The organism is Oceanobacillus sp. CF4.6, assembly GCF_051262635.1.
GTDB lineage: Bacteria > Bacillota > Bacilli > Bacillales > Amphibacillaceae > Oceanobacillus.
Map to the genome: position 1 here is coordinate 77,926 of NZ_JBIMEX010000014.1, position 21,633 is coordinate 99,558.

Sequence of the window (21,633 nt, forward strand, 5' to 3'; positions counted from 1 at the left end):
ATCATTAGCATTTAACTATACGATAGAAAGTTTGTTTACTAAAAGCACGTTATAAAAGGTTATATACAACGATATACTCTAATTATAATTATTATAATCTAGTAACTGATTTTATTATAGCACTTCTGAATAATGAGTCAATACTAAATTTATGAATTCACCAATATATTTCCAGCTAGAATAAGTTGTTATAGATGGATTCTTTATTTTAATTGGAACAGAGTAAAAAACTTTTGTTTATCTGTATTCTTCTGTTACAATTATCTGAGAGTTTTATATATAACAAAGGAGTGGATGAAGTGAGGAAATTTAGTCTATATCTCGTATTTCTAGCGATAATCGCAGTATTAGTTGCCTGTGGTGATTCAGATAGTACAGAAGAGGAAACAAGTAATCAAGGGGAAGACAATGCAGAAGAAGTTACGGATGAAAGATGGGCAGAAATACAGGAAGCAGGAGAATTGGTTGTAGGAACATCAGGTACCTTGATTGGCGCTTCCTATTACGATGACAATGACGAATTGACAGGGTATGATGTTGAAGTTCTCCGTGAAATTGGCAATCGTCTTGGACTTGATGTCAGCTTTGAAATTATGGGAATTGACAGTATGCTTCCAGCTGTGCAAAATGGAAGAATTGATGTTGCAGCAAATGATATTGAAGCAACCGATAAAAGAAAAGAAGAATTTAATTTCAGTGAACCGTATAAGTATTCCTTTTCAACCATGGCAGTTCGTGAATCCGATAATTCAGGAATTGAAACATTGGAGGATTTAGAAGGAAAAATAGCTGGTGGTGGTGCAACAACCATCTATAGTCAGATTGCTGAACATTTTGGTGCAGAAGTTAAGACATATGGTAACGCACCGAATCAAGCTTATTTAAGTGATGTCAGTAATGCAAGAACAGATGTTGTTATCAATGATTATTATTTAACAAAGTTCGGTGTAGCGGCATTTCCTGATTATGATTTGCATCTGCATCCAACATTAAAATTTCATCCAACAGAACAAGCTGTTGTCATTCCTAAAGATGCGGATCAGCTTACCGAGGAAATGACCAATGCATTAAATGAAATGCGTGAAGATGGAACATTATCTGAACTAGCTATACAATTCTATGAAGAAGATGCTTCTACAAAGCCTGAGGGTGAAATCGAAGTAATCGAAGGTCTTGAACTGTAAAAATAATTCAAAAAGACGGTAAGACGGATACGTGATTTTTAGCTTTTTCGATTCCTTTTTATCTCCTTTTTGATATTCATTGTAAGGAGAATGATAAATGAACTTCAATGGATTTGATTTTGGAGGATTATTCGATATCGAACTGGCAATCGATAGTCTTCCCTTTATTTTAGAAGGCTTACCGATGACAGTTATTATTTCCATTGTTGGTATGGGAATTGGTCTTGTGCTGGGATTACTTCTTGCACTTGCCAGAGGATCCAAGAATATTCTATTGCGATGGCCATCCCGTGTATATATTTCCTTTATGCGCGGTACCCCAATGCTCGTATTTCTGTTTATATTATACTTTGGCTTACCCGTCGTTGGAATTGAATTTACTGCAATGACCGCTGCCATCATTGGGTTTGGCTTGAATAGTTCTGCATATATTGCCGAAATAGACAGGTCATCCCTTAACAGTGTCGATAAGGGGCAATGGGAATCCGCAAGAGCATTAAATTTGCCTTACTGGACAACATTAAGAAAAATCATTTTACCCCAGGCAACCCGTATTGCCATTCCCCCTTTAACAAATGTGTTCATGGATGTAGTAAAAGCGACATCACTCGCAGCTGTTATTACAGTTCCAGAGCTTTTCCAAAAGACACAAATTGTTGCGGGTAGGGAGTTTGATGCGATGACGATGTATGTACTTGTGGCTCTGATTTATTGGCCAGTTTGTATACTTATAGGGTACTTGCAGGAGAGCTTGGAAAGGCATTATAGCAAGTTTATTTAAAAAAAGATGCTCACTACGAGCGTCTTTTTTTATGTATTCATATAGACTTCAAATACTATTTGTTGCCGTCATGTATAATTTAGCTTTATCCGAAAAAAATAGGGGAAAAGAAAGGAATTGGAAAACATGAAAATAACTAAAATAATTGCCTTCGTAATCGTTGCTTTCTTAATGACCCTTTTTTCTCCATCAGTCGGCTCAACTGAAAAAAAGACAGATAAAGAAATGGAAATACCGAGTCATGTTTTAAATATATCGAAGGAAAATACGTATCCGAATTCGACGGAAGACCAAGAAGTTGTTGAACCAAGTGAATTAACGCAGGAGTTACTGGATGAAATGTCCATTCCTATTGAAAACCCGGATCTTATTAAAATGCTGAATGAATCATCCATTAGTCCATCCCCGATATCTTTCGGATATAGAGGTATGATCTATCTTGGGAGATGGGCATTGAATTATGATTCGGAGGAGTCGAATATTAACTGGGAATACCAGCAAATAAATTTGAATGAGCTTAATAATCTCGGGGGAGATACACCTCAAAATATGAATTATATACAACAGGAACAAAAAGAGATAAAAGGTGCATTAACCAATAAAATTGCTGACCCAGATGATATTAAAAAGATGATGCTTCTCAAGGCCAAGGGAAAGACAAAGCTACCATTATCTTATAATACGATTATTGGAAAAAACACAAAAAAAGACAATTCCTATGGAATACCAGCTAAGAAATATGGATATTTGCAGGCCTACGCTCCAGCAGTCAATGAAAAAGGTCAAGTTACCTTTGGAGAAGTATATGTGCAGTTAAAGGGTTCAAAAAAGTCAATTCAAATCAAGAATGTAACGAAGCAGGGCATTGGTGCCTGGATTCCCATACAGGATCATATATCTTTTTCATTTCAGCTAAAATAAGCTAAACCCTGTAATATTTTTACAGGGTTTTTTTACGTCAAGGGGTTGATTATTTTATTTTAATACTTTATCATGATAAAGTATTAAAGTTAGTAAAATAAAAACAACTTAGAATGACTTAGGGGGAAGCTTTAAAATGGAATGGATTGTGATTATATCTGTTTTAGTGATGACGATATTAAGTTTACTGCGAGTAAATGTAATTATAGCAATCATTGCTGCATCCGTTACTGCCGGTTTGATGGCAGGATTAAATATTGTTGAATCAATTGAATTAATGGTAAGTGGTATGGGGGGATCTGCCAATACAGCATTAAGTTATATCTTGCTTGGAGCGTTTGCCGTTGCAATCAGCTATACGGGCATAACTACGATATTGGTAAATTACCTGATTCGTGTCTTAACAGGAAAGAAGACAATGATGGTGCTGGCAATTGCTGGTGTTGCATCTTTATCTCAAAACGCAGTGCCTGTTCATATTGCATTTATACCTATCTTGATACCGCCATTATTAAAACTTTTTGATAAGATGCGTATGGACAGACGTGCCGTAGCAGTAGCATTAACATTTGGTTTAAAAGCGCCATATCTTATGGTACCTGCTGGATTTGGTTTGATTTTTCATGGAATAATTGTAGAAGGAATGGAAGCAAATGGTTCTTCCATCACACCTGGGGAAACGGCGTTAGCGATGTTAATTCCCGGTTTAGGAATGGTTGTTGGATTATTAGTTGCCATTTTTATAACATATCGAAAAGAGAGAGATGCAGTCCCAGGGGCAGGTGGCGCAGCGTTAGCCACGCAAACACCAGAGACGGTAAATGTTAAGTTTAACAAAAAACATCTTTTAACGATTGCATCCATTATTGCTGCTTTAATCGTACAAATAATTACCGAGAACTTAATAATAGGCGCCTTGACTGGCCTAGTATTTATGTTCCTGTTTCTTGTCGTACCATTTAAAAAGGCGGATAATATGATGACAGAGGGAATAAGTATGATGGGAACAATTGCCTTTGTAATGCTTGTAGCCTCCGGTTTTGGGACAGTTTTACAAGAGACAGGAGCTGTCAATGCTTTAGTTGAATTGTCTTCAGGTTATCTCCAAGATAATAAAGCACTTATTGCATTTGTTCTATTATTGGTCGGTTTACTAGTTACCTTAGGAATAGGATCTTCATTTGGAACAATTCCAATTATTGCGGCACTATATGTACCTATTTGTATGGCAGCGGGATTCTCACCAATGGCAACAGCCGCACTTATAGGTACAGCCGGAGCTCTTGGTGATGCTGGTTCACCAGCTTCTGATAGTACGCTCGGACCAACATCGGGATTAAACGCTGATGGAAAGCACCATCACATATGGGATACCGTTGTTCCGACCTTTATTCACTTTAATATCCCGTTGATAATTTTTGGTTGGATTGCAGCAATGGTTCTCTAAGTTGATTACGAAATGAATAAATGGAAACGAAATAGGAAAAGGTAAGAAAAAAACAGGTGGGTTGCTATGCGAAACTTTATTAAAGCATCAATCATCATTTTTCTTACTTTTTCTTTTTGCTTATTTAATCCCGATTCCATCGATGCATTTGGCTGGGGATATAAAAAGAATACCGATCATCAAGTCCCCGAGATAGGGGAGTATAAGAACTTGCTTGAAAAATATGGTGCCTACTATGTTGATGATTCTGGTGCCAAAACTATTTATATAACGTTTGATAATGGTTATGAAAAAGGTTATACAACGGAAATACTAGATGTATTAAAAAAAGAATCCGTACCAGCAACATTCTTTGTAACAGGTCATTATGTGAAAAGCGAACCAGAGTTAATTAAGCGAATGGTGGATGATGGTCATATAATTGGAAACCACTCCTATCATCACCCAGATTTTACGATATTAACGAAGGATGCAATTCAAAAAGAACTGGAAACATTGGAAGCAGCTGTAGCGGAAGTGAGTGATCAGAAAGATATAAAGTTCCTGAGGCCACCAAGAGGTGTATTTAATGAGAATACATTACAATGGGCAAATGAACTGGGGCTTGTTCATATATTTTGGTCACTTGCCTTTATCGATTGGAATGTTAGTGAACAGAAGGGTTCGGAATATGCATATGATCAAATCATGGATCAAATGCATCCTGGAGCCATTGTTCTGTTACATGCAGTTTCTTCCGATAATGCGGAAGCCTTGGAACGTATTATTCAGGAATTGAAGAAGCAGGGCTATAGCTTTAAAAGCTTACATGATCTCATTATTAAAGATAAGCTGCCAAAAGGATTTTATGGATTATAGAGCAATAAGGATTATTAGTAGGGTAGAACCGAGGCAGAAGAAAATCGGGAAATTTACAAAATAGAAAGCTCCCAGGCAATAGCTGTTCATGATGAATTGCCCGGGGGTTTTTGTATTAAATTTTAACCTCACTGTTTAACTAACTGCATTTGACTTTTCTTTATTGTTACATCCGTACAGATTGATTCCCACTTATAAGCTGCTCCGTCTCTCATCGTAATAATGCGATCAGCAATGGCACGTGAATCTTCCAGGTCATGGGTAACAAAAATAGAAGTGGTCCCTGTTTTCTTTATAATATTCTTTAGTTCATCTCGTATTCTTATTTGCAGGTCGGCATCGAGATTACTGAAAGGTTCATCCAGAAGCAATAAGGATGGTTTTGGTGCAAGGGCACGTGCTAATGCGATACGCTGCTGCTGACCGCCACTAAGCTCGTGTGGATAACGTTTTTCAAATTTCTTCATATTGATAAGGTCTAAAACTTCATCAACACGCTGCTGCTTTTCTTTATTAGTTTGCTTTTTTAGGCCGAACTTAATATTCTCAGCAACCGTCATGTGAGGAAATAATGCATAGTCCTGAAAGACCATACCAACACCACGTTTTTCTGGAAGGATAAAATGATGATCATCGGACATAACCTGATTATTTATTAGGATAGAACCAGCATTTGGAGTCTCTAGACCAGCGAGCAGACGGAGAACCGTGCTTTTACCACTCCCACTTTCTCCAAGTATTGACACAATTTCTCCTTGTTCAATCTCAAGATTGAATTTATGAATAATTTTATCCTTTGTATTATAATATCGAAATTCCAGGTTTTTGATCTGAATAAACATATTACTTCCGCTCCTTTTCTAAAACTTGATAGAAAACAAAAATAGCAACCGCACTGATTAAAATAATAATTATAGATGGTAAGGAAGCATCATATATTTGCTCATCACTTGCATATTGAAATGCTTTCGTTGATAAAGTATCAAAATTAAATGGTCTTAATATAAGCGTGAGTGGTAGTTCTTTTATTATTTCAATAAACGCTAAAATAAAACCACTAAAAATAGCTCCTTTTAATAAACGGATATCTACCTTGAAAAATGTTTTCGTTACCCCCATGCCAAGCATGCGTGAAGCTTCTGTATATTTATTTCCTATTTTATCAAACCCTGATTGAATGGAATTAAATCCAACAGCTAAAAACCGGATAATATAGGCTGATATAAGCATAAATAAGCTAGTGCTCAAAAAGAGTATTTGCCCCAACCCAATTGATTCATAAAAGCCGAAAAGCAGGTTGTCAATTGCAATAAATACAGTAAGAATTCCAACTGCTATGACAGCACCGGGAATGGAGTAGCCCAAGATTACAATCTGGGCGGATAGTTTTGATACAAAGCTTTTATGCATGCGTCCAAAATTAGCAATAATAATAGCAAATACAATAATCATTGCGGCTCCAACAAAGGAAACGACCAATGAATTAATAATCAGGGAAGTAAATACAGGACTTATAATGTCTTCGTATGTTAATAACATCCAATCAAACAATTGAATAAATGGGATAAGGAAACCCAGTACAAATATAAAAAGACTATAGCCAAACGCGGTCCATTTACGCCACCCTTGAAGTTTTATCGGTGTGAGTGGGCGAACCTTTGGTGATGAATAGCTATATTTTTTTCTTCCTCTAAGGAGTCTTTCAATGATCAAAATAGAAAAAACGATAAACATAAGCGTAGCAGAAAGCTTGATTGCTGCATTGAGATCATTCATGCCAAACCATGTTTGAAAGATGGAGGTACTAAATGTGGGGATACCAAAATATTGTACAACCCCATAATCATTTAATACTTCCAATAATACAAGACTTACCCCTCCGACAATTGCTCCACGTGAAATTGGAAGGACGATGCGAAAGAAGATTTCGAATGAATTGCTTCCGAGCAGGCGAGCATTTTCAATTAATGATGATGATTGATTGGATAGAAATGTTCGTGTAATCATATAGACATATGGGTATAAAAATAATGTAAAAATAAATACTGCACCAGGTAATGTCATGATGTCAAAATAGGCCTGGTTTGGATAGATATCAAATCGGTTTCTTAAGATAGTTTGAATAGTACCTGTGTAATTTAGGATCCCATTATAAGTGTAGGCTGCAATATATGGTGGGATCGCCAATGGAAGAATCAATCCCCATTTAAAGAAACGCTTCAATGGAAAATCAAATGCTGAAATAAGCCAGGCAAGGCTTGTGCCAATCAGTATGGTAAGTATTCCTGTGAATATCATAATAATACTGGTGTTCTTTAATAAAAGAGGTAGGATATGCTCTTTAATATGCTGCCAATTTTCACTTTCCTCTGTAAAGAAATTTAATAATATCGTTAGATTTGGTAAAAGAATCAGTAATAGAATAACTAAACTGAGTATAGTCCATAAATTAATATGGATTGGTAACTTTAATTTCAATAACGTACACTTCCCTTGGGTGTCTATCTTAACAAATTAATTATAAATTCACTTAATGATAACAGTTCTCAATAAAAATGTATATAAAAAATGCTGTATAATTATACAGCATTTTTTATACACTTATTATTTCCAGCCAATTTCATTCATGATTCTAATAGCTTCCCCGTTATGTTCACCAAGTTCGGTCAGGTTAATATCTTGTTCCTTGAATTCACCCCAGGATTGCAAGAGTTCTGAAGGCTCTACATTCGGATTTACAGGATACTCATAATTTGTTTCTGCAAATATAGATTGAGCCTCTTCTTGTGTTAAAAACTCCATAAATTTAATTGCATTATCTTTATTTTTACTGCTTGCAGTTAAAGCAATTCCACTAATATTGACATGTGTACCTGTTGTTTCCTGATTTGGAAAAATTAATGACAACTGTTCAGCAACTTTCACTTCTTCTTCCTCTTCAGAATTAAGCATTTGACCAAAGTAATAGGTGTTCATAACTGCAACATCGCCTTCTCCTGCGGCAACTGCTATTGCTTGATCACGGTCGCCACCTTTTGGATCACGAGCCATATTATCAACAATACCTTCAGACCACTCTCTTGCAGCGTCTTCACCGTCAATTTCAATGAAAGAGGCAAGTAATGACTGATTGTATATATTTGAAGAAGAACGGATTAGTACTTTATCCTGGAATTTATCATTAGTTAAATCCTGATAGTTTTGGATATCTTCTTCATTCACACGATCTTTATGGTAGGCAATGACGCGAGCTCGTTTCGTCAGACCGAACCAATGGTTATCCCCATCCTGATATTTACTAGGAATGTTTTCTTCTAGTATTTCACTATCTACTTCTTGTAAAAGATCATCTGATTTGGCACGATGCAGACGACCAGCATCTGCTGTTATAAATAAATCAGCTTCTGATGAACTGCCTTCTCGCTCCAGTCGAGCAATCAATTCATCATCCTTTCCTTTAATGACGTTGACATTGATTCCTGTTTCTTCAGTAAATTTACTATAAAGTTCATCATCTGTATCATAGTGACGGCCAGTATATAAATTAATTTCCCCGCTATCCTCACTTTCTGAAGTTTCAGCAGGTGTATCCTCCGTATCAGAAGAACAAGCTGCTAATATAAATAAGAAAAATAAAATAATGCTGGATAGAAATAGTTTTCTTTTCATCGTTACACCCCTTATGTATAATATAGAACTCCTAATTGATAATGAATATCATTATCAACCTATGCATAGTATAAATGAAACAGTTAATAAGTCAATAGGTTATAATGAAATAAATTAAAATTAGTATTTAAAAGGCAATTTTTTTTGGAACAAAATACTTGAAAGTCAAAATAGGTCAGGGTATAATAAAATCAAGGTCAAAGATAGTCAAAGTCAAATTTGATTAATATAGATTCAAATAACCAAGGAGGAATGGGAAATGCAATGTCAACAATGTGGTGTAAATCAAGCTAATATCAACGCACAAATGCATATAAATAATCAAAAAATGGAAATGCATCTTTGTAATGAATGTTTCCAGGAGATTCAAGGTAATATGATGAATTCGAATGACTTTTTCTCAAATACTCCATTTGGAAACGCGAATGATGCATTCTCGAATAACTTTTCTCAAGAAAATGGGGGAAGCAAAAGCAAAATGGAAACAAAAACAAAACGAAAATCAAGAAAAGGAAACGGCTTGATTGATCAATTAGCAAATAACGTTACAGATGAAGCGAGGGCTGGAAAGATTGATCCAGTAATCGGTCGTAATAAAGAAATAAGACGAGTGATCGAAACATTAAATAGAAGAAATAAAAATAATCCAGTGCTGATTGGTGAACCTGGTGTCGGTAAAACAGCAATTGCAGAAGGACTGGCTCTTAAAATAGTTGAAGGCAATGTACCTGCCAAATTACTCAATAAAGAAATATATTTGCTTGATGTAGCTTCACTTGTTGCAAATACAAGTATGCGTGGGCAATTTGAAGAGCGAATGAAAAAGTTGATTGAAGAATTACAATCCCGCGAGAATGTGATCCTATTTATCGATGAAATACACCTTCTAGTTGGTGCTGGTACGGCTGAAAGCTCGCAAATGGATGCTGGAAATATTCTAAAACCAGCGCTTGCTCGAGGAGAATTGCAACTAATGGGTGCAACAACATTGAAGGAATACCGTCAAATTGAGAAGGATCCAGCGCTTGAGAGAAGATTGCAGCCAATCATTGTAAATGAACCATCCCAGGAGGATGCAGTTAAAATCTTAGATGGTATTAAAGACCGCTATGAAAACTTTCATGAGGTGCGTTATTCAGACGAGGCTGTCCGTTCTTTTGTAACGTTATCAAGCCGCTATATCCAAGATAGATTTCTACCGGATAAAGCAATTGACCTTATGGATGAGGTTGGATCTCGATTAAACTTGGAAAATGCCCAAAAAGATTCGAAATCACTTCAACAACGATTGGACGAGGTTATCAAAGAGAAGCAGGAAGCAGCAGATAGAGAAGATTATGAACATGCAGCAAATCTTCGTTATCAGGAAATCCAATTGCAAAAACAAGTGGAAAAAGCTGTTGATGGCGAAAAAATATTGGATGTTGATATTACTGATATTCAGCTTATTGTGGAAGAAAAAACTGGGATCCCTGTAACCAAAATGCAGGCGGATGAACAGGAAAAAATGAAAAATATTGCAGCCAATCTTCGTAAAAAAGTAATTGGACAGGATGAAGCAGTCAATAAAGTTGCCAAAGCCATCCGCCGTAGCCGTGCAGGCTTGAAATCAAAAGGCCGTCCAATCGGATCATTCTTATTTGTAGGACCGACTGGGGTAGGTAAAACAGAGCTAACAAAAGTGCTCGCTGAAGAATTATTCGGCACCCGTGAATCGATGGTTCGTCTTGATATGAGTGAGTACATGGAGAAACATGCCGTTTCCAAAATTATTGGTTCACCACCAGGATATGTAGGACATGAAGAAGCAGGACAGCTGACAGAACGTATTCGTCGTAATCCGTATTCCATTCTTCTGCTGGATGAAATTGAAAAAGCACATCCAGATGTACAAAATATGTTCCTGCAAGCGATGGAAGATGGTCACTTAACTGACTCACATGGTAGAAAGGTCAGCTTTAAGGAAACCGTAATTATTATGACAAGTAATGCTGGCACTGGTGTGAAGTCCGTCAATGTAGGATTTAACAGCGATAGCCATGAATCGGTATCAACGTTGGAAAACTTGAGCGATTATTTCAAACCAGAATTTCTTAACCGTTTTGATGCAATTGTAAACTTTAATGAGTTAGCAGAAAGTCATCTACTGCATATTGTTGATTTAATGCTTGCTGAACTTGAAGAAGCGATTAAAGGGAATCATATTGCGATGACGATTTCTGATGAAGCGAAGCAAAAATTAGTTGAGCTTGGATATGATAAACGATTTGGTGCTAGACCATTGCGTCGTGTTATTCAGGATAAAATTGAAGATCAACTAACAGATCTAATTCTTGAAGAAGATGCGATAGAAAATGTTCATGTAAATGTAATCGATAATGAGATTAAAGTAGAAAAAGCATAAATAATGAAAACCGCCGACTTTCGGCGGTTTTTTTATACCCAAGTTTAAGTTCTTTTAATAACTTCTGGTAATCGGTGAAAAACTAATAAGAAATCCGAAGCTGTAAAGGATGTTTCTTATGAAAAAATGGCTTGTCTTTATTATGATTATAAATAGTTGTCTTCTCACTTTCCCAAACGAAAGCTACAGTGGATCCACTCTAGAAATGCAGGTCCACTTTATTGATGTAGGACAAGGAGATAGTATACTGATTCAAACGCCGCTAAACAGAATAATCCTCATAGATGGTGGACCGCCGGAATCTGGTGAAAAAATCGTATCTTATTTAGAAAAACTTCATATAAATAAGATTGATCTGTTGATAGCTACACATCCGGATATTGACCATATTGGGGGAGTTCCAACGGTAATGGACAACATCGAGGTTGATAAAATACTGGATACAGGAAAACTGCATCCAACGAAAACCTTTGCCAACTATATTAACCAGATCAGGGAGCAGAAAATACCTGTCCAAATTGCTGAAAAGAATGTCCCTATCGAGATTGATCCATTGATTAAAATTGATGTTTGGAATGCGTATGAAAGATATAAGAACAACAATAAATCATCAATTGTTCTAAAAATAGCATATAGGGATGTGGATTTTTTATTTATGAGTGACGTAGAACAGCAACAAGAGAAATCATTTCTTAAAGAGTATGATGTACAAGCGGAAATTATTAAAGTAGCTCATCATGGTTCAAAAACAAGCTCTTCACTCGATTTCTTAAAGGCAGTAAATCCCGAAGTCGCTATTTTGACGTACAGTAAAGAAAATGATTATGGACATCCAGTTAATCGCGTAATCAATAATCTGTATAACGTGAATGCGATGATTTACTCAACAGCTGCTCTTGGTAATGTAGTCATTAATACGGATGGCATGAATTACTTTGTTATTCCTGAAAGAAATCCAGTGAACAAACTAATGGATGTAGCTGGATAGTTTAAAAATAAGATTTCAGCTATGATTGGTCTTGGATTGCTTGGTGTTGGTCTAATTATTTATGATATTTCGTACGTCTTTATAAGAAGAATTACAACGGTAAAAGTTAAATAAAACAGAGGACTAATGCTCCTATTGCATTAGTCCTTTGTCAATTATTGCGCAAGCTCTTTCGATTTGAAAATAACAGTAGATAAAATTAATAGGATGATCGACATGATTATAGTGACGATTGCTGTTCCTACAAGGTTAGATGGAATACTTTCTGTTAAGAGCATTTCAAATATATAATTGGAAAGATTATTTGGACTCCATTCAAGTAAATGATTGAATACTTGCGTGACACCCTTCATTACCATGATTGTTAATATCGTTAAAAAGGCAACAAGGCCAGGAGTTTTGATCATGGAATTATAGAAGATAGAGAGTGTAACTACAAATGCCAGCCATAATCCGTAGAAGCAACTAATTAATAAAAAGTCTCCAAATGATAAACTTCCGTAAAGAATATTAATATAATACCAACTAGCTAGCATTCCTAAAATAAAGGAAACCCAAACAAGGATAAGAAGTGCTGCCCATTTTGCAGTGATATAATTGCTGTAAGAAACAGGTTTTACTAAAATAAGTTCGGAAATGCCGCTTTTTCTTTCACCAGCAATGGTTCCCATGGAGATAAGTACAATGATTAATACACCTAAGGTACTGAATTGAGAGAGACTCATCATGACGACTTCAGCAGGAGCAAAATCAGGAAGCTCAAATACTGCTCCATCGGGTAATCCACCAACGGCTTCCATAATCAGTGGCATATAATAATTGGAAATCGGGTCCATAATTGCAAGTAAAATCATAACCAATGGTACCCAAATTAATTTCTTGTTTCGCCAGATTTCCATCATTTCTTTTTTGAAAAGTGTGTTCCATTGCATTAATTATTCACCACTTTCATAAACATATCTTCCAAGGAAGCACGAACAAGTGTGAACCCATTTAATTCCCAGTTCTCATTTGAAGCAGCAGCTAAGATTTCATGTCTTGCCAACGTAATATCTTTAGCTGTAACCAGAAGTACATTTCTTGCAATATGACTTTCTGTTACACTCGGCAATGCGTTAACTTTGGATTGATAAACAGCTGGATTATCCTTAAATTCAAGTTTGATTGTCGATGTTTGATATTTGTGCCGTAACTCGTTGATTGATCCGGATTCTACCATTTCGCCTTGATGAAGAAGTAATAATTCATCACTTATTTCATCTGCATCACTAAGAATATGGGTTGAAAAGAGGATGGACATCTCTTGTTTTAATTCTTCCATTAAGGTTAAGACTTCCCGTCGACCTAGAGGATCCAGGGAAGAAACAGGTTCATCCAACAATAATAATTTCGGTTGATGAATGATCGCCTGTGCGATGCCAAGACGTTGCTTCATCCCACCAGAATATTTTCCAATTCGTTGGTTTCTTGCGTCATAGATCCCTACTTTTTTCAATAATTTTTCTGCTCGTTTTTGGGCCTCTATTTTGGGGATATATGCAAGCTGGCCACTGAATAGGAGAAACTCAAACCCGGTCATCCATGAATAAAATATAGGATACTGCGGCAAATAACCTATAAATTTCCGGATATCATCGTTTGCTTTCATGCCTGCAAAAGTTACTGTCCCCTCGGTAGGCTTTAGAAGTCCTGCTAACGTTTTTAATATCGTTGATTTACCTGCACCATTTGGCCCAATCAAAGCAATGCATTTCCCTTGTTGAAAGTCAAAACTTACTTTGTTCACTGCGACTTTATCTTGATATGTTTTTGTGAGGTTTCTAACGGTAAGCAAAGTCATTTAATCTCGCCTCTTTCCAAATATAAAATAGAGAATAGGGCCGATAATGTTAACGAAAACAATGATAAAAAACCACATCCATTTTGGACCGCGTATTTCTTCTTCCTTAGCCCAATCGATGATAGCGACAATGAGTAAAATTCCTTGAATAATTAGAAGCGGGGTGATAATTGCCCAGTTGATCGATTCAAAAAACGCTTGCATTCGAAGTACCTCCTTCAAAAATTTATGTTCCAAGTAGAAATGGGATGGCAAATGCGAAACCTATTATTCCCAAAAATATAATCCATGCGACCGGCCTAGCTAAATTAATGGTCCACCCTACGCCAAATCGCTTTTCCAAAAATAAGACTGGGTCTTCTTTATTAAAGTAAAACTGGCCAAGCTTCCAATACGTGTCATCATCCCGATTGATTACATTCCCGTTTTTTTCTGAAAAACTTTTCACTCTACTGCCTCCCTGGCCAGTTGTAATGGAAAGTATAATCGAACCAATGATTAAACCGAGTGTCACGATTAAAGGTATGAAGGTTAATACCTGTTGATTAATAGGATAAATAAAAGATAGTTGAATGATTGTAAACATTACTGTTAATGCCAATCCTGTAATAATAATATAGGCCGACCATCTTCTTCTAAAAAGGACATTTTTTCGAATCGATTCTTCCGGATTTTCCGGGTCTATTTGTTGTTTCGCACGCGCAATCATCTTATTTATGAATAAAAACAAAATAGTTAAATACATTTGCATAACAGGGTTAAGCAATACAGAACGATACGATTTCTCTGCCGTGTTAGTAACCTCACCCGCAAAGTTGTATTGCATAGGAATTCGATCTGGAATTTGCTGATAAGATTGCAGTGTCAATATAATTGTCGCGATGGTAATAAGAAAGGATAACAAGAACCATAAGTTAGAATAGGTAAGTTTCTTATCTCGAAAACGGATATCGACAAAAACAAGCTGTGAATTTTTATTTATCCAATTTTCCTTTTCTTTTATTTTCTTCATATCCATATGGTAATTCAAATAAACGAGAAAACTGCTGATGATATAAAATGTAAGTATTGCACTAAACAGGATACTGATCGAGTTTTCATTGTTTGGCAGAAAAGTAATGCTGATTAAGAAAATAACGGTAAGCAATAGACTGAGAACACTAGTTGAAACTGCATAACTTTTCCGCATTCCTTTAATATCTGTCCGATAATAAATTTCTGCTGGTATCGTAACACCAAAGCTTTCTGTTCTTCTTGTCCAGTAGGGTATGAATATAGTAGCAATGAAAACAGGAATTAAAATCAATACCAAAATAAAAATAAAACTGTTCATTCTTTTTCACCTTCTTCTGCAAATTCTTTAAAAATGGCACTGCAAACTTTCGTAAATTCTTCCTCACTGAGATCACGGCTAATGGAATTTGATATGAGGGGATGCAAGCTGTTTCGTAATTGTTTTTTATAATCATGGTCAGCTTTTGGAAAACCGTCTGGATTTATAACTACCCCTTTTTGACGGTGAATTAATATATATCCTTCTTGTTTCAACTGCTGATATGCCTTATTAACGGTGTGCAGATTAATGCCTATATCAGCAGCCAAAGAACGGACAGAAGGCAATGGATCACCATGATGGAGTTTCTTTTTTGCAATCCCTTCAATTACTTGATTTCGTAACTGCATATATATCGGTTCGGATGATTCTAAATCCAGTTGGATAAACACATGTCATCACTCCTTTAAACGTGTTCTAGCTGTTCTATTTAGATTATAACAGTTAGAACACATTTATAGCAATAAGTTCTTTTGCCTGTTTTAATTATCAACAGTTCTATCCACAACCAAAATAGCTATGTAGCACAGTTAATTAACTTTAATCCACAATATCCACAAGATTACAATAGTTATTCACAAATTAATGTTAATAACTACAACTACCTATTTGCATAGAAGTAAAAACTGACTTTTCTGTGGATAACATTAGGGCAAAAAAAGAAACCGAGCACTTAGCTCCGGTTTCCTTTTTGTGTGATCTGATTATAAACACGGTCCGCATTTTTGAACTCTTTCTGGTACAAAACTTCTTGAGTCTTCGATAGAAACTTTTCACTTTGCCCTGGTTTCATTTTAGCCATCATAATCCCTCACTTTAATGACTAGAATGCCCACTAAGGCAGAAAATTATGCGCAATTTGCAACAGGAATTAGGAAACTTCCTCATCTGTTGTCTGTACTTCCGTCATTTTAAATTGCTGATAGGACATGTAGTGTTCTTTGGTGATTACGAAAAGATCATAACTAGCTTCTTCACTGTTTATTTTTGTATATACATTATGATAGACATCGTTACCCAGAGCAACATAAGGTAATTTTAACACTGCCTTGAGGGACCGCGTATTTGTTTTTCTTACCTTCATAAATATGCCTTCAATTTGATAAGAGAAAAATAACATATCGAAAAATTGTTCTTTGGCCCGTTGATTATACCCTTTTCCGAAATAGGGCTGGCCAATCCATGTAGCCAAAAAACCATGGTTGTCATGAATATCAAATAGATTGATCGTGCCAATCGGGTGGTAATATTCATCTAAAATAGTTCGGGAAATTAGTTCCCCGTTTTCTTCTGCCTCTATAGTCTGCTTTGTTAGGAAATAAAACTCATCACTATTGTTTGCTTTATGTCTTACATAGGGAAAAACATCTGGGTGTACCATTTGTTCAAACAGCAAAGGGACCTCATGTAAATCACGCATTTTAAGCATAAAAAATACCCTCCTTATTCCAGGCGGGTAAAAACACTGATTTTCCATAAGGAAATCCAGTGAGAGGCCCACCCTCGAATTTTTATTTTAGCGTTCAACAAAAATTCGGGGTGGGAATCGAACCCACTAGAACCAGATAAACTGGTGGCGCACCATTTGCCTTCCCTATATAATTCTGTGTTGTAATGTAATTCTTATCAATTCATCTCTTTCGTATTTTGGTAATTTCATTTTACAATTTTTTTATCGAAAAGGAAATAGTTTTTTCGTGTAATTTGTGGTTTATTTTTTTTGTGATTTTGCAATTTCACCCAAGGCATCTTTCAGTTCAGGATAGGTAAATTCAAACCCATTTTCCAAAGCCTTTTGAGGTAATACGTATTGACCTTTTGTGATTAATTGTCCCATTTCCCCGATGGTCGCATGGATCAATGTGGAAGGAGTTCGAACCCAGTAAGGACGCTTTAGGCTTTTGGATAGTATTTTCATGAATTCCTTATTTCTCTTCGGATTAGGTGCAGTAATATTAACAGGTCCATGTAGTTGAGAGTGAAATATGCAATGCTCAATCAGTTTAACTGCATCTTCAACATGTACCCAGGACATCCATTGTTCACCACTACCTATTTTTCCACCAGCAAGCATTTTTACTGGTAAGCTCATTAGAGGAAGAGATCCTTCATTGCCTAAAACGATACCGAATCGAGCATAGACAGTACGAATACCTAATCGTTCAGCCTGCTGAGCGGCTTCTTCCCATTTCACTGTTACTTCTGCTAAAAAATCTTTCCCTACTTCGGTAGTAGATTCGGTGAAGATTAGATCTTCAGAAATTCCATAAAATCCTACAGCTGACCCACTGATAAAAACGTTTGGTTTGGTTTTCATATTTTTGATCATATCAATCATGTGGTTGGTAGCTTCTAATCTGCTGTTTATAATGTCGCTTTTCTTTTTTGCTGACCAGTAACCAAACAGGGATTCACCAGCCAAATTAATGACAGCTTCCATCATTGGCAGTTCTTCAACTGGGTAATTATAGTTTATGTAAGTGGTGTGGTCTGTGTTCAAATTTGTTTTCGGATTTCGAGTTAGTATATAGGTATGATGTCCTTTCTCATGCAAGGATTTAGATATATAGTTACCGATAAAACCGGTGCCACCGCTAATAAGAAAATTCAATGTAAGCCCTCCTAAATAAAAAACCTTTTACATTAATATTATATACTTCAATTCGATTCTTACCGTCCTAATTCATAAATTATTTCATCTATCAAGAAAAGCAATGCAACATGGAATTAAAATGTAGTGATTATTTTCCCATGTTGCTTACTGGGTTTCTTGATGCTCGTTCTGTTATTATAAAGAAAAGGGGTGAAAACGTTGAGGAAAATTACCCGGATCACTACGCAAGTTAAGCATAAGAGTCGGTTCAATATCTTTTTAAATACTGCTGATGGTGAAGCGTATGGCTTTAGTGTGGATGAAGCCATATTAATCGAGTATCGGCTTCGTAAAGGTTTTGAATTAGACGATTCCATGATTGCCACACTCATTCAAAAAGATACACTACATAAATCATATACCCAAGCCATTAACTTTTTAAGCTTTCGAATGCGAACTAGAAAAGAAATAGTCGATTATTTAGTGAAAAAAGAAGTCGATGAGGAACACATTGGTCAAATCATCAAAAAGCTAACAGATGAGAATCTTATTGATGATGAGCAGTTTGCGATTATGTTTGTCCGTTCGAGAATGAACACCTCGTCGAAAGGCCCAAAACTCATTAAAAAGGAATTGATTGATAAAGGTGTTTCGGCAATCCTAGCAGAATCAGCACTTGAGAATTATTCGTTTGAGAAACAATATGAAAAAATTAAAAAACTAATGGATAAAAAAATAAATAAGAATAAGAAGGAGTCATTCCGAAAACAGGTGCAGCAGCTGCAAACGAATTTAATGCAAAAAGGTTTTGCACAGTCTGCGATTAAGGAAGCATTTGCAGATATCCAGGAAGAAAAAAATTCAAATGTGGAATGGGATGCACTCGTTTATCAAGGAGAGAAACTGTTACGAAAGCACGAAGCGAAGCATGAAGGATATGAATTACGTAGAAAAGTGACAGAAGGTTTGTATCGTAAAGGATTTTCATTTGAGATCATTAACACGTTTTTAGATGAAAGCATAGAGGAATAAAAAGGGTTTTCATTTCTATGAAACAATTGGTAAAATAGGGATGGGGAAGGGGAGAACAAGATGAACTATCGGTATAGTGATTATTCCATTGAACAACTACATAGAGAAATAGGCGTTTTGAAAGAAAAGGCTCAGAAAGCAGAACAATTGGGAAATGTTTCAGAGGTTCAAATAAATGAGCGCAAAATGCAGGTTGCTTTAGCATATACCATGCACCCGGGTGACTTTTCAGCTGAAGAAAAATATCAATTGAAAATGGAGCCTGGTTTTACATTTAAAATTAACTATATAAATGGTGTTTTCGCATGGGGGCACCGAATTAATCTTCTCGAAGAAATGTATGAAAAAGAAGAGGCGCTTCCCATATCATTGCTTGGTAAGAAGGTAAAAAAATAAAAACAGCAGGCGAGTGTGCCTGCTGTTTTCCTATGTGCTTGGGTCGCCAACATATAATTTACTTTTGAGTTTGTGCTCAGAAAAAATCCATCCTGTATACGAACTGATAATTTCTATGTTTTCATTAATTTGTACTACCGCAACGAATGGATAGTAGTTTTTTGAACGATATCTTAAATCAATAAAGCGCACCTCTGTTACAGAGTCGAAGTAATTAATTTCCCAACGATACACGGGAGAGAAATTTAAGAATGCCTGAATGTTTTTATCCGTTTTTGCTATCTTCATAATGGAATTGTCAGGTAAAGGTACTTTCCAAAACTCATCCACAATTTCAATGTGACGATTTTCGACAGTGCCTACATAGAACTTATCCTCTGTTGTTATCGCAACACGCCAAAAGTTTTGTTTAATCGTTGGTGACGTTGCAATTTCAATAGTATCCGGATAATAATCTTTTATTTTTTTTACAATTTCTCTTTTGTCCATATAACGTTTGATATAATATAATACAATGACCGTGTAAATGGTCAACCAAGTATAGCCTGGATGTGCTCCGAGAGCCCAAGCGGCAATTCCTGCGATGTTCAGGAAGAATATATATGGGTCAAATGTGTTAATAAATCCCTTGGCTATCCATTTATTGCTGAATGGCCTGAATGCCTGCGTACCATATGCATTAAACAGGTCAACAAAGACATGGATGATGACAGCCAGAGATGTCCATAACCATAAATGCAAATAGTTAACCTGTGGGGCGAACATATATATCATACCGGAAACAAGCAATCCCCATAGTATGATTGCGGGAATCGAGTGAGATGCACCACGATGGTGACGTATATAAGTAGCGTTATTTTTCAGTTTAAAAACGGTATCAAAATCCGGAGCGTGTGAACCAACTACTGTCCCAATCAATACAGCATTGAATAGTGCAGGATCGCTATGCACTACAGGGTCTAAAGTGGCCAGTCCCCCCAGCGCGATACCCATTACGATATGAGTGCCAGTATCCATATAAAAAGTTCCTCCTTAAGGGAAACATAAATCTTTTAAGTTATTGTAACACAAAGGAAGTGCAATGATGACTAACCAAATATTAAAGAATTTCAACAATTTACAATTTGAACACGATCTTCTTCACTGGTATGCCGAAAGTAAACGGGATCTTCCGTGGCGAAGTGAAAATGATCCATATAAAATATGGGTTTCCGAAATTATGCTGCAACAGACCAAGGTGGATACTGTTATCCCTTATTTTAATCACTTTATAGAGAAATATCCGAGCGTTTACGAGCTAGCCGCTGCAGAACAACAAGATGTCCTCAAAGCATGGGAGGGTTTAGGTTACTATTCCCGTGCAAGGAATCTTCAAAACGCGGTAAGGGAAGTCGTAGAGGAATATGGCGGTAAAGTACCTTCCACACCTAAGGAATTGGGCTCATTAAAAGGAATTGGACCTTATACCAAGGGAGCAATTTTGTCTATTGCCTTTAATCAACCAGAACCTGCTGTCGACGGTAATGTCATGCGGGTTTTCTCAAGGGTTCTGAAAATAGAAGAAGATATCGCACAGCAAAGCACAAAAAAATTATTTGAGGATTATGTACGTGAATTGATATCAAAAGAAGATCCATCATCATTTAATCAAGCAATTATGGATCTTGGTGCAACAATCTGCACACCGAAATCACCAGGTTGTATGCTCTGTCCCGTACAAAATTATTGCAGAGCATTTGCTGAAGGTATTCAAGAAGAGTTACCAATTAAAAAGAAGGCCAAGAAACAAAAGAACCTATCCTATGTCGTCTTATTAATCGAAAATGAAAATGGGGATTTTGTAATTGAAAAAAGATCAGAAAACGGATTACTCGCAAATCTATGGCAATTTCCAATGGTTCCAATAGAAGAAATCGGTATGGATCATCTAGAAAATTGGATATACAGTGAGTATGGAGTACATATTAATCTCAGTAAACAAGTAGGAAATTTGAAGCACGTGTTTTCCCATCTGATTTGGAGACTGGAAATTTTCGAAGCCAAAACAACGCAGACAGAAATCCAAGACGATCGAATCATTTTTGTTCATCGAGATGACATTTCCAAGTATCCGTTTCCTGTATCCCATCAAAAAATGCTGAAATACATCGATAGCACAATCAAAGACGATACAGTATAAAAAAACAG

General features: G+C 36.2%; 22 protein-coding genes. 10 read left to right on the forward strand and 12 right to left on the reverse strand.

Annotated elements, in window-relative coordinates:
• The first annotated feature begins 299 nt into the window (after window positions 1–299).
• The 5 genes from ACHABU_RS17730 (at window position 300) to pdaA (ending at window position 5,191) form a co-directional block, all read left to right on the forward strand.
• Window positions 300–1,184, forward strand: coding sequence for a transporter substrate-binding domain-containing protein (locus tag ACHABU_RS17730; RefSeq protein WP_435766297.1), 885 nt, complete (start codon window positions 300–302; stop codon window positions 1,182–1,184).
• 97 nt (window positions 1,185–1,281) lie between these two features.
• The gene (locus ACHABU_RS17735; protein WP_435766298.1) at window positions 1,282–1,965 is read left to right on the forward strand and encodes an amino acid ABC transporter permease; all 684 of its coding nucleotides are present in this window, start codon (window positions 1,282–1,284) and stop codon (window positions 1,963–1,965) included.
• A gap of 126 nt (window positions 1,966–2,091) precedes the next feature.
• Window positions 2,092–2,886 carry a YfkD family protein gene (locus ACHABU_RS17740; protein ID WP_435766299.1) on the forward strand — a complete coding sequence of 265 codons (795 nt, stop codon included), beginning with the start codon at window positions 2,092–2,094 and terminating at the stop codon, window positions 2,884–2,886.
• Window positions 2,887–3,022: 136 nt separating this feature from the next.
• Window positions 3,023–4,333, forward strand: coding sequence for a Na+/H+ antiporter family protein (locus ACHABU_RS17745; RefSeq protein ID WP_435766300.1), 1,311 nt, complete (start codon window positions 3,023–3,025; stop codon window positions 4,331–4,333).
• 66 nt (window positions 4,334–4,399) lie between these two features.
• A complete protein-coding gene (pdaA, locus tag ACHABU_RS17750) occupies window positions 4,400–5,191 on the forward strand; it encodes a delta-lactam-biosynthetic de-N-acetylase (protein ID WP_435766301.1) in 792 nt (263 codons plus the stop codon).
• Between the two features lie 128 nt (window positions 5,192–5,319).
• Here pdaA and ACHABU_RS17755 read toward each other — a convergent pair whose 3' ends face one another.
• From ACHABU_RS17755 to ACHABU_RS17765, 3 genes are all read right to left on the reverse strand, one after another.
• Entirely contained in the window at window positions 5,320–6,033 is a 714-nt protein-coding gene (locus ACHABU_RS17755) for an ABC transporter ATP-binding protein (protein ID WP_435766302.1), read from the reverse strand.
• 1 nt (window position 6,034) lies between these two features.
• Entirely contained in the window at window positions 6,035–7,669 is a 1,635-nt protein-coding gene (locus tag ACHABU_RS17760) for an ABC transporter permease (protein ID WP_435766303.1), read from the reverse strand.
• A 126-nt stretch (window positions 7,670–7,795) separates the two neighbouring features.
• Window positions 7,796–8,860 (reverse strand): Fe(3+) ABC transporter substrate-binding protein, encoded by a 1,065-nt coding sequence (locus ACHABU_RS17765; RefSeq protein ID WP_435766304.1) that lies wholly within the window; start codon window positions 8,858–8,860, stop codon window positions 7,796–7,798.
• Window positions 8,861–9,119: 259 nt separating this feature from the next.
• On the opposite strand from ACHABU_RS17765, the gene ACHABU_RS17770 reads away from it, so the two are divergent.
• Window positions 9,120–11,264 carry an AAA family ATPase gene (locus ACHABU_RS17770; RefSeq protein ID WP_435766305.1) on the forward strand — a complete coding sequence of 715 codons (2,145 nt, stop codon included), beginning with the start codon at window positions 9,120–9,122 and terminating at the stop codon, window positions 11,262–11,264.
• 118 nt (window positions 11,265–11,382) lie between these two features.
• On the forward strand, window positions 11,383–12,252 hold the full coding sequence (locus tag ACHABU_RS17775) for a ComEC/Rec2 family competence protein (RefSeq protein WP_435766306.1): 870 nt from the start codon (window positions 11,383–11,385) through the stop codon (window positions 12,250–12,252).
• 155 nt (window positions 12,253–12,407) lie between these two features.
• Here ACHABU_RS17775 and ACHABU_RS17780 read toward each other — a convergent pair whose 3' ends face one another.
• The 8 genes from ACHABU_RS17780 to ACHABU_RS17815 all read right to left on the reverse strand — a co-directional run bounded on the left by ACHABU_RS17780 (window position 12,408) and on the right by ACHABU_RS17815 (window position 18,036).
• Entirely contained in the window at window positions 12,408–13,184 is a 777-nt protein-coding gene (locus ACHABU_RS17780; RefSeq protein ID WP_435766307.1) for an ABC transporter permease, read from the reverse strand.
• On the reverse strand, window positions 13,184–14,092 hold the full coding sequence (locus ACHABU_RS17785; RefSeq protein ID WP_435766308.1) for an ABC transporter ATP-binding protein: 909 nt from the start codon (window positions 14,090–14,092) through the stop codon (window positions 13,184–13,186). Before ACHABU_RS17785 ends, ACHABU_RS17780 begins: the two co-directional genes overlap by 1 nt.
• A complete protein-coding gene (locus tag ACHABU_RS17790; protein ID WP_435766309.1) occupies window positions 14,093–14,296 on the reverse strand; it encodes a PLD nuclease N-terminal domain-containing protein in 204 nt (67 codons plus the stop codon).
• 22 nt (window positions 14,297–14,318) lie between these two features.
• A complete protein-coding gene (locus ACHABU_RS17795) occupies window positions 14,319–15,425 on the reverse strand; it encodes a DUF1648 domain-containing protein (RefSeq protein WP_435766310.1) in 1,107 nt (368 codons plus the stop codon).
• Window positions 15,422–15,817, reverse strand: a complete 396-nt coding sequence (locus ACHABU_RS17800) for a GntR family transcriptional regulator (RefSeq protein WP_435766311.1) — start codon at window positions 15,815–15,817, stop codon at window positions 15,422–15,424. Before ACHABU_RS17800 ends, ACHABU_RS17795 begins: the two co-directional genes overlap by 4 nt.
• 281 nt (window positions 15,818–16,098) lie before the next feature.
• Window positions 16,099–16,230, reverse strand: a complete 132-nt coding sequence (locus ACHABU_RS17805; RefSeq protein WP_379498223.1) for a YfhE family protein — start codon at window positions 16,228–16,230, stop codon at window positions 16,099–16,101.
• A gap of 66 nt (window positions 16,231–16,296) precedes the next feature.
• A complete protein-coding gene (locus ACHABU_RS17810) occupies window positions 16,297–16,854 on the reverse strand; it encodes a GNAT family N-acetyltransferase (protein WP_435766312.1) in 558 nt (185 codons plus the stop codon).
• 282 nt (window positions 16,855–17,136) lie between these two features.
• Window positions 17,137–18,036: a TIGR01777 family oxidoreductase gene (locus ACHABU_RS17815; protein ID WP_435766313.1), complete on the reverse strand. Its 900-nt coding sequence runs from the start codon at window positions 18,034–18,036 to the stop codon at window positions 17,137–17,139.
• 201 nt (window positions 18,037–18,237) lie between these two features.
• On the opposite strand from ACHABU_RS17815, the gene recX reads away from it, so the two are divergent.
• Window positions 18,238–19,050: a recombination regulator RecX gene (recX, locus tag ACHABU_RS17820; RefSeq protein WP_435766314.1), complete on the forward strand. Its 813-nt coding sequence runs from the start codon at window positions 18,238–18,240 to the stop codon at window positions 19,048–19,050.
• A 60-nt stretch (window positions 19,051–19,110) separates the two neighbouring features.
• Window positions 19,111–19,446 (forward strand): YfhH family protein, encoded by a 336-nt coding sequence (locus ACHABU_RS17825; protein ID WP_435766315.1) that lies wholly within the window; start codon window positions 19,111–19,113, stop codon window positions 19,444–19,446.
• 30 nt (window positions 19,447–19,476) lie between these two features.
• On the opposite strand, the gene ACHABU_RS17830 is transcribed toward ACHABU_RS17825, so the two are convergent.
• Complete coding sequence (locus tag ACHABU_RS17830; RefSeq protein ID WP_435766316.1) at window positions 19,477–20,463, reverse strand: metal-dependent hydrolase; 987 nt, start codon at window positions 20,461–20,463, stop codon at window positions 19,477–19,479.
• A 67-nt stretch (window positions 20,464–20,530) separates the two neighbouring features.
• On the opposite strand from ACHABU_RS17830, the gene mutY reads away from it, so the two are divergent.
• Window positions 20,531–21,625: an A/G-specific adenine glycosylase gene (mutY, locus tag ACHABU_RS17835; RefSeq protein ID WP_435766317.1), complete on the forward strand. Its 1,095-nt coding sequence runs from the start codon at window positions 20,531–20,533 to the stop codon at window positions 21,623–21,625.
• Window positions 21,626–21,633 lie beyond the last annotated feature (8 nt).

Excerpts from the sequence above, each read along its gene's own strand:
- ACHABU_RS17775 (WP_435766306.1), top strand. The coding sequence starts at position 11,383 with ATGAAAAAATGGCTTGTCTTTATTATGATTATAAATAGTTGTCTTCTC.
- ACHABU_RS17795 (WP_435766310.1), bottom strand. The coding sequence starts at position 15,425 with ATGAACAGTTTTATTTTTATTTTGGTATTGATTTTAATTCCTGTTTTC.
- ACHABU_RS17790 (WP_435766309.1), bottom strand. The coding sequence starts at position 14,296 with ATGCAAGCGTTTTTTGAATCGATCAACTGGGCAATTATCACCCCGCTT.
- ACHABU_RS17805 (WP_379498223.1), bottom strand. The coding sequence starts at position 16,230 with ATGATGGCTAAAATGAAACCAGGGCAAAGTGAAAAGTTTCTATCGAAG.
- ACHABU_RS17765 (WP_435766304.1), bottom strand. The coding sequence starts at position 8,860 with ATGAAAAGAAAACTATTTCTATCCAGCATTATTTTATTTTTCTTATTT.
- ACHABU_RS17770 (WP_435766305.1), top strand. The coding sequence starts at position 9,120 with ATGCAATGTCAACAATGTGGTGTAAATCAAGCTAATATCAACGCACAA.
- ACHABU_RS17785 (WP_435766308.1), bottom strand. The coding sequence starts at position 14,092 with ATGACTTTGCTTACCGTTAGAAACCTCACAAAAACATATCAAGATAAA.
- ACHABU_RS17825 (WP_435766315.1), top strand. The coding sequence starts at position 19,111 with ATGAACTATCGGTATAGTGATTATTCCATTGAACAACTACATAGAGAA.
- pdaA (WP_435766301.1), top strand. The coding sequence starts at position 4,400 with ATGCGAAACTTTATTAAAGCATCAATCATCATTTTTCTTACTTTTTCT.
- ACHABU_RS17740 (WP_435766299.1), top strand. The coding sequence starts at position 2,092 with ATGAAAATAACTAAAATAATTGCCTTCGTAATCGTTGCTTTCTTAATG.
- mutY (WP_435766317.1), top strand. The coding sequence starts at position 20,531 with ATGACTAACCAAATATTAAAGAATTTCAACAATTTACAATTTGAACAC.
- ACHABU_RS17735 (WP_435766298.1), top strand. The coding sequence starts at position 1,282 with ATGAACTTCAATGGATTTGATTTTGGAGGATTATTCGATATCGAACTG.
- ACHABU_RS17780 (WP_435766307.1), bottom strand. The coding sequence starts at position 13,184 with ATGCAATGGAACACACTTTTCAAAAAAGAAATGATGGAAATCTGGCGA.
- ACHABU_RS17830 (WP_435766316.1), bottom strand. The coding sequence starts at position 20,463 with ATGGATACTGGCACTCATATCGTAATGGGTATCGCGCTGGGGGGACTG.
- ACHABU_RS17810 (WP_435766312.1), bottom strand. The coding sequence starts at position 16,854 with ATGCTTAAAATGCGTGATTTACATGAGGTCCCTTTGCTGTTTGAACAA.
- ACHABU_RS17755 (WP_435766302.1), bottom strand. The coding sequence starts at position 6,033 with ATGTTTATTCAGATCAAAAACCTGGAATTTCGATATTATAATACAAAG.
- ACHABU_RS17745 (WP_435766300.1), top strand. The coding sequence starts at position 3,023 with ATGGAATGGATTGTGATTATATCTGTTTTAGTGATGACGATATTAAGT.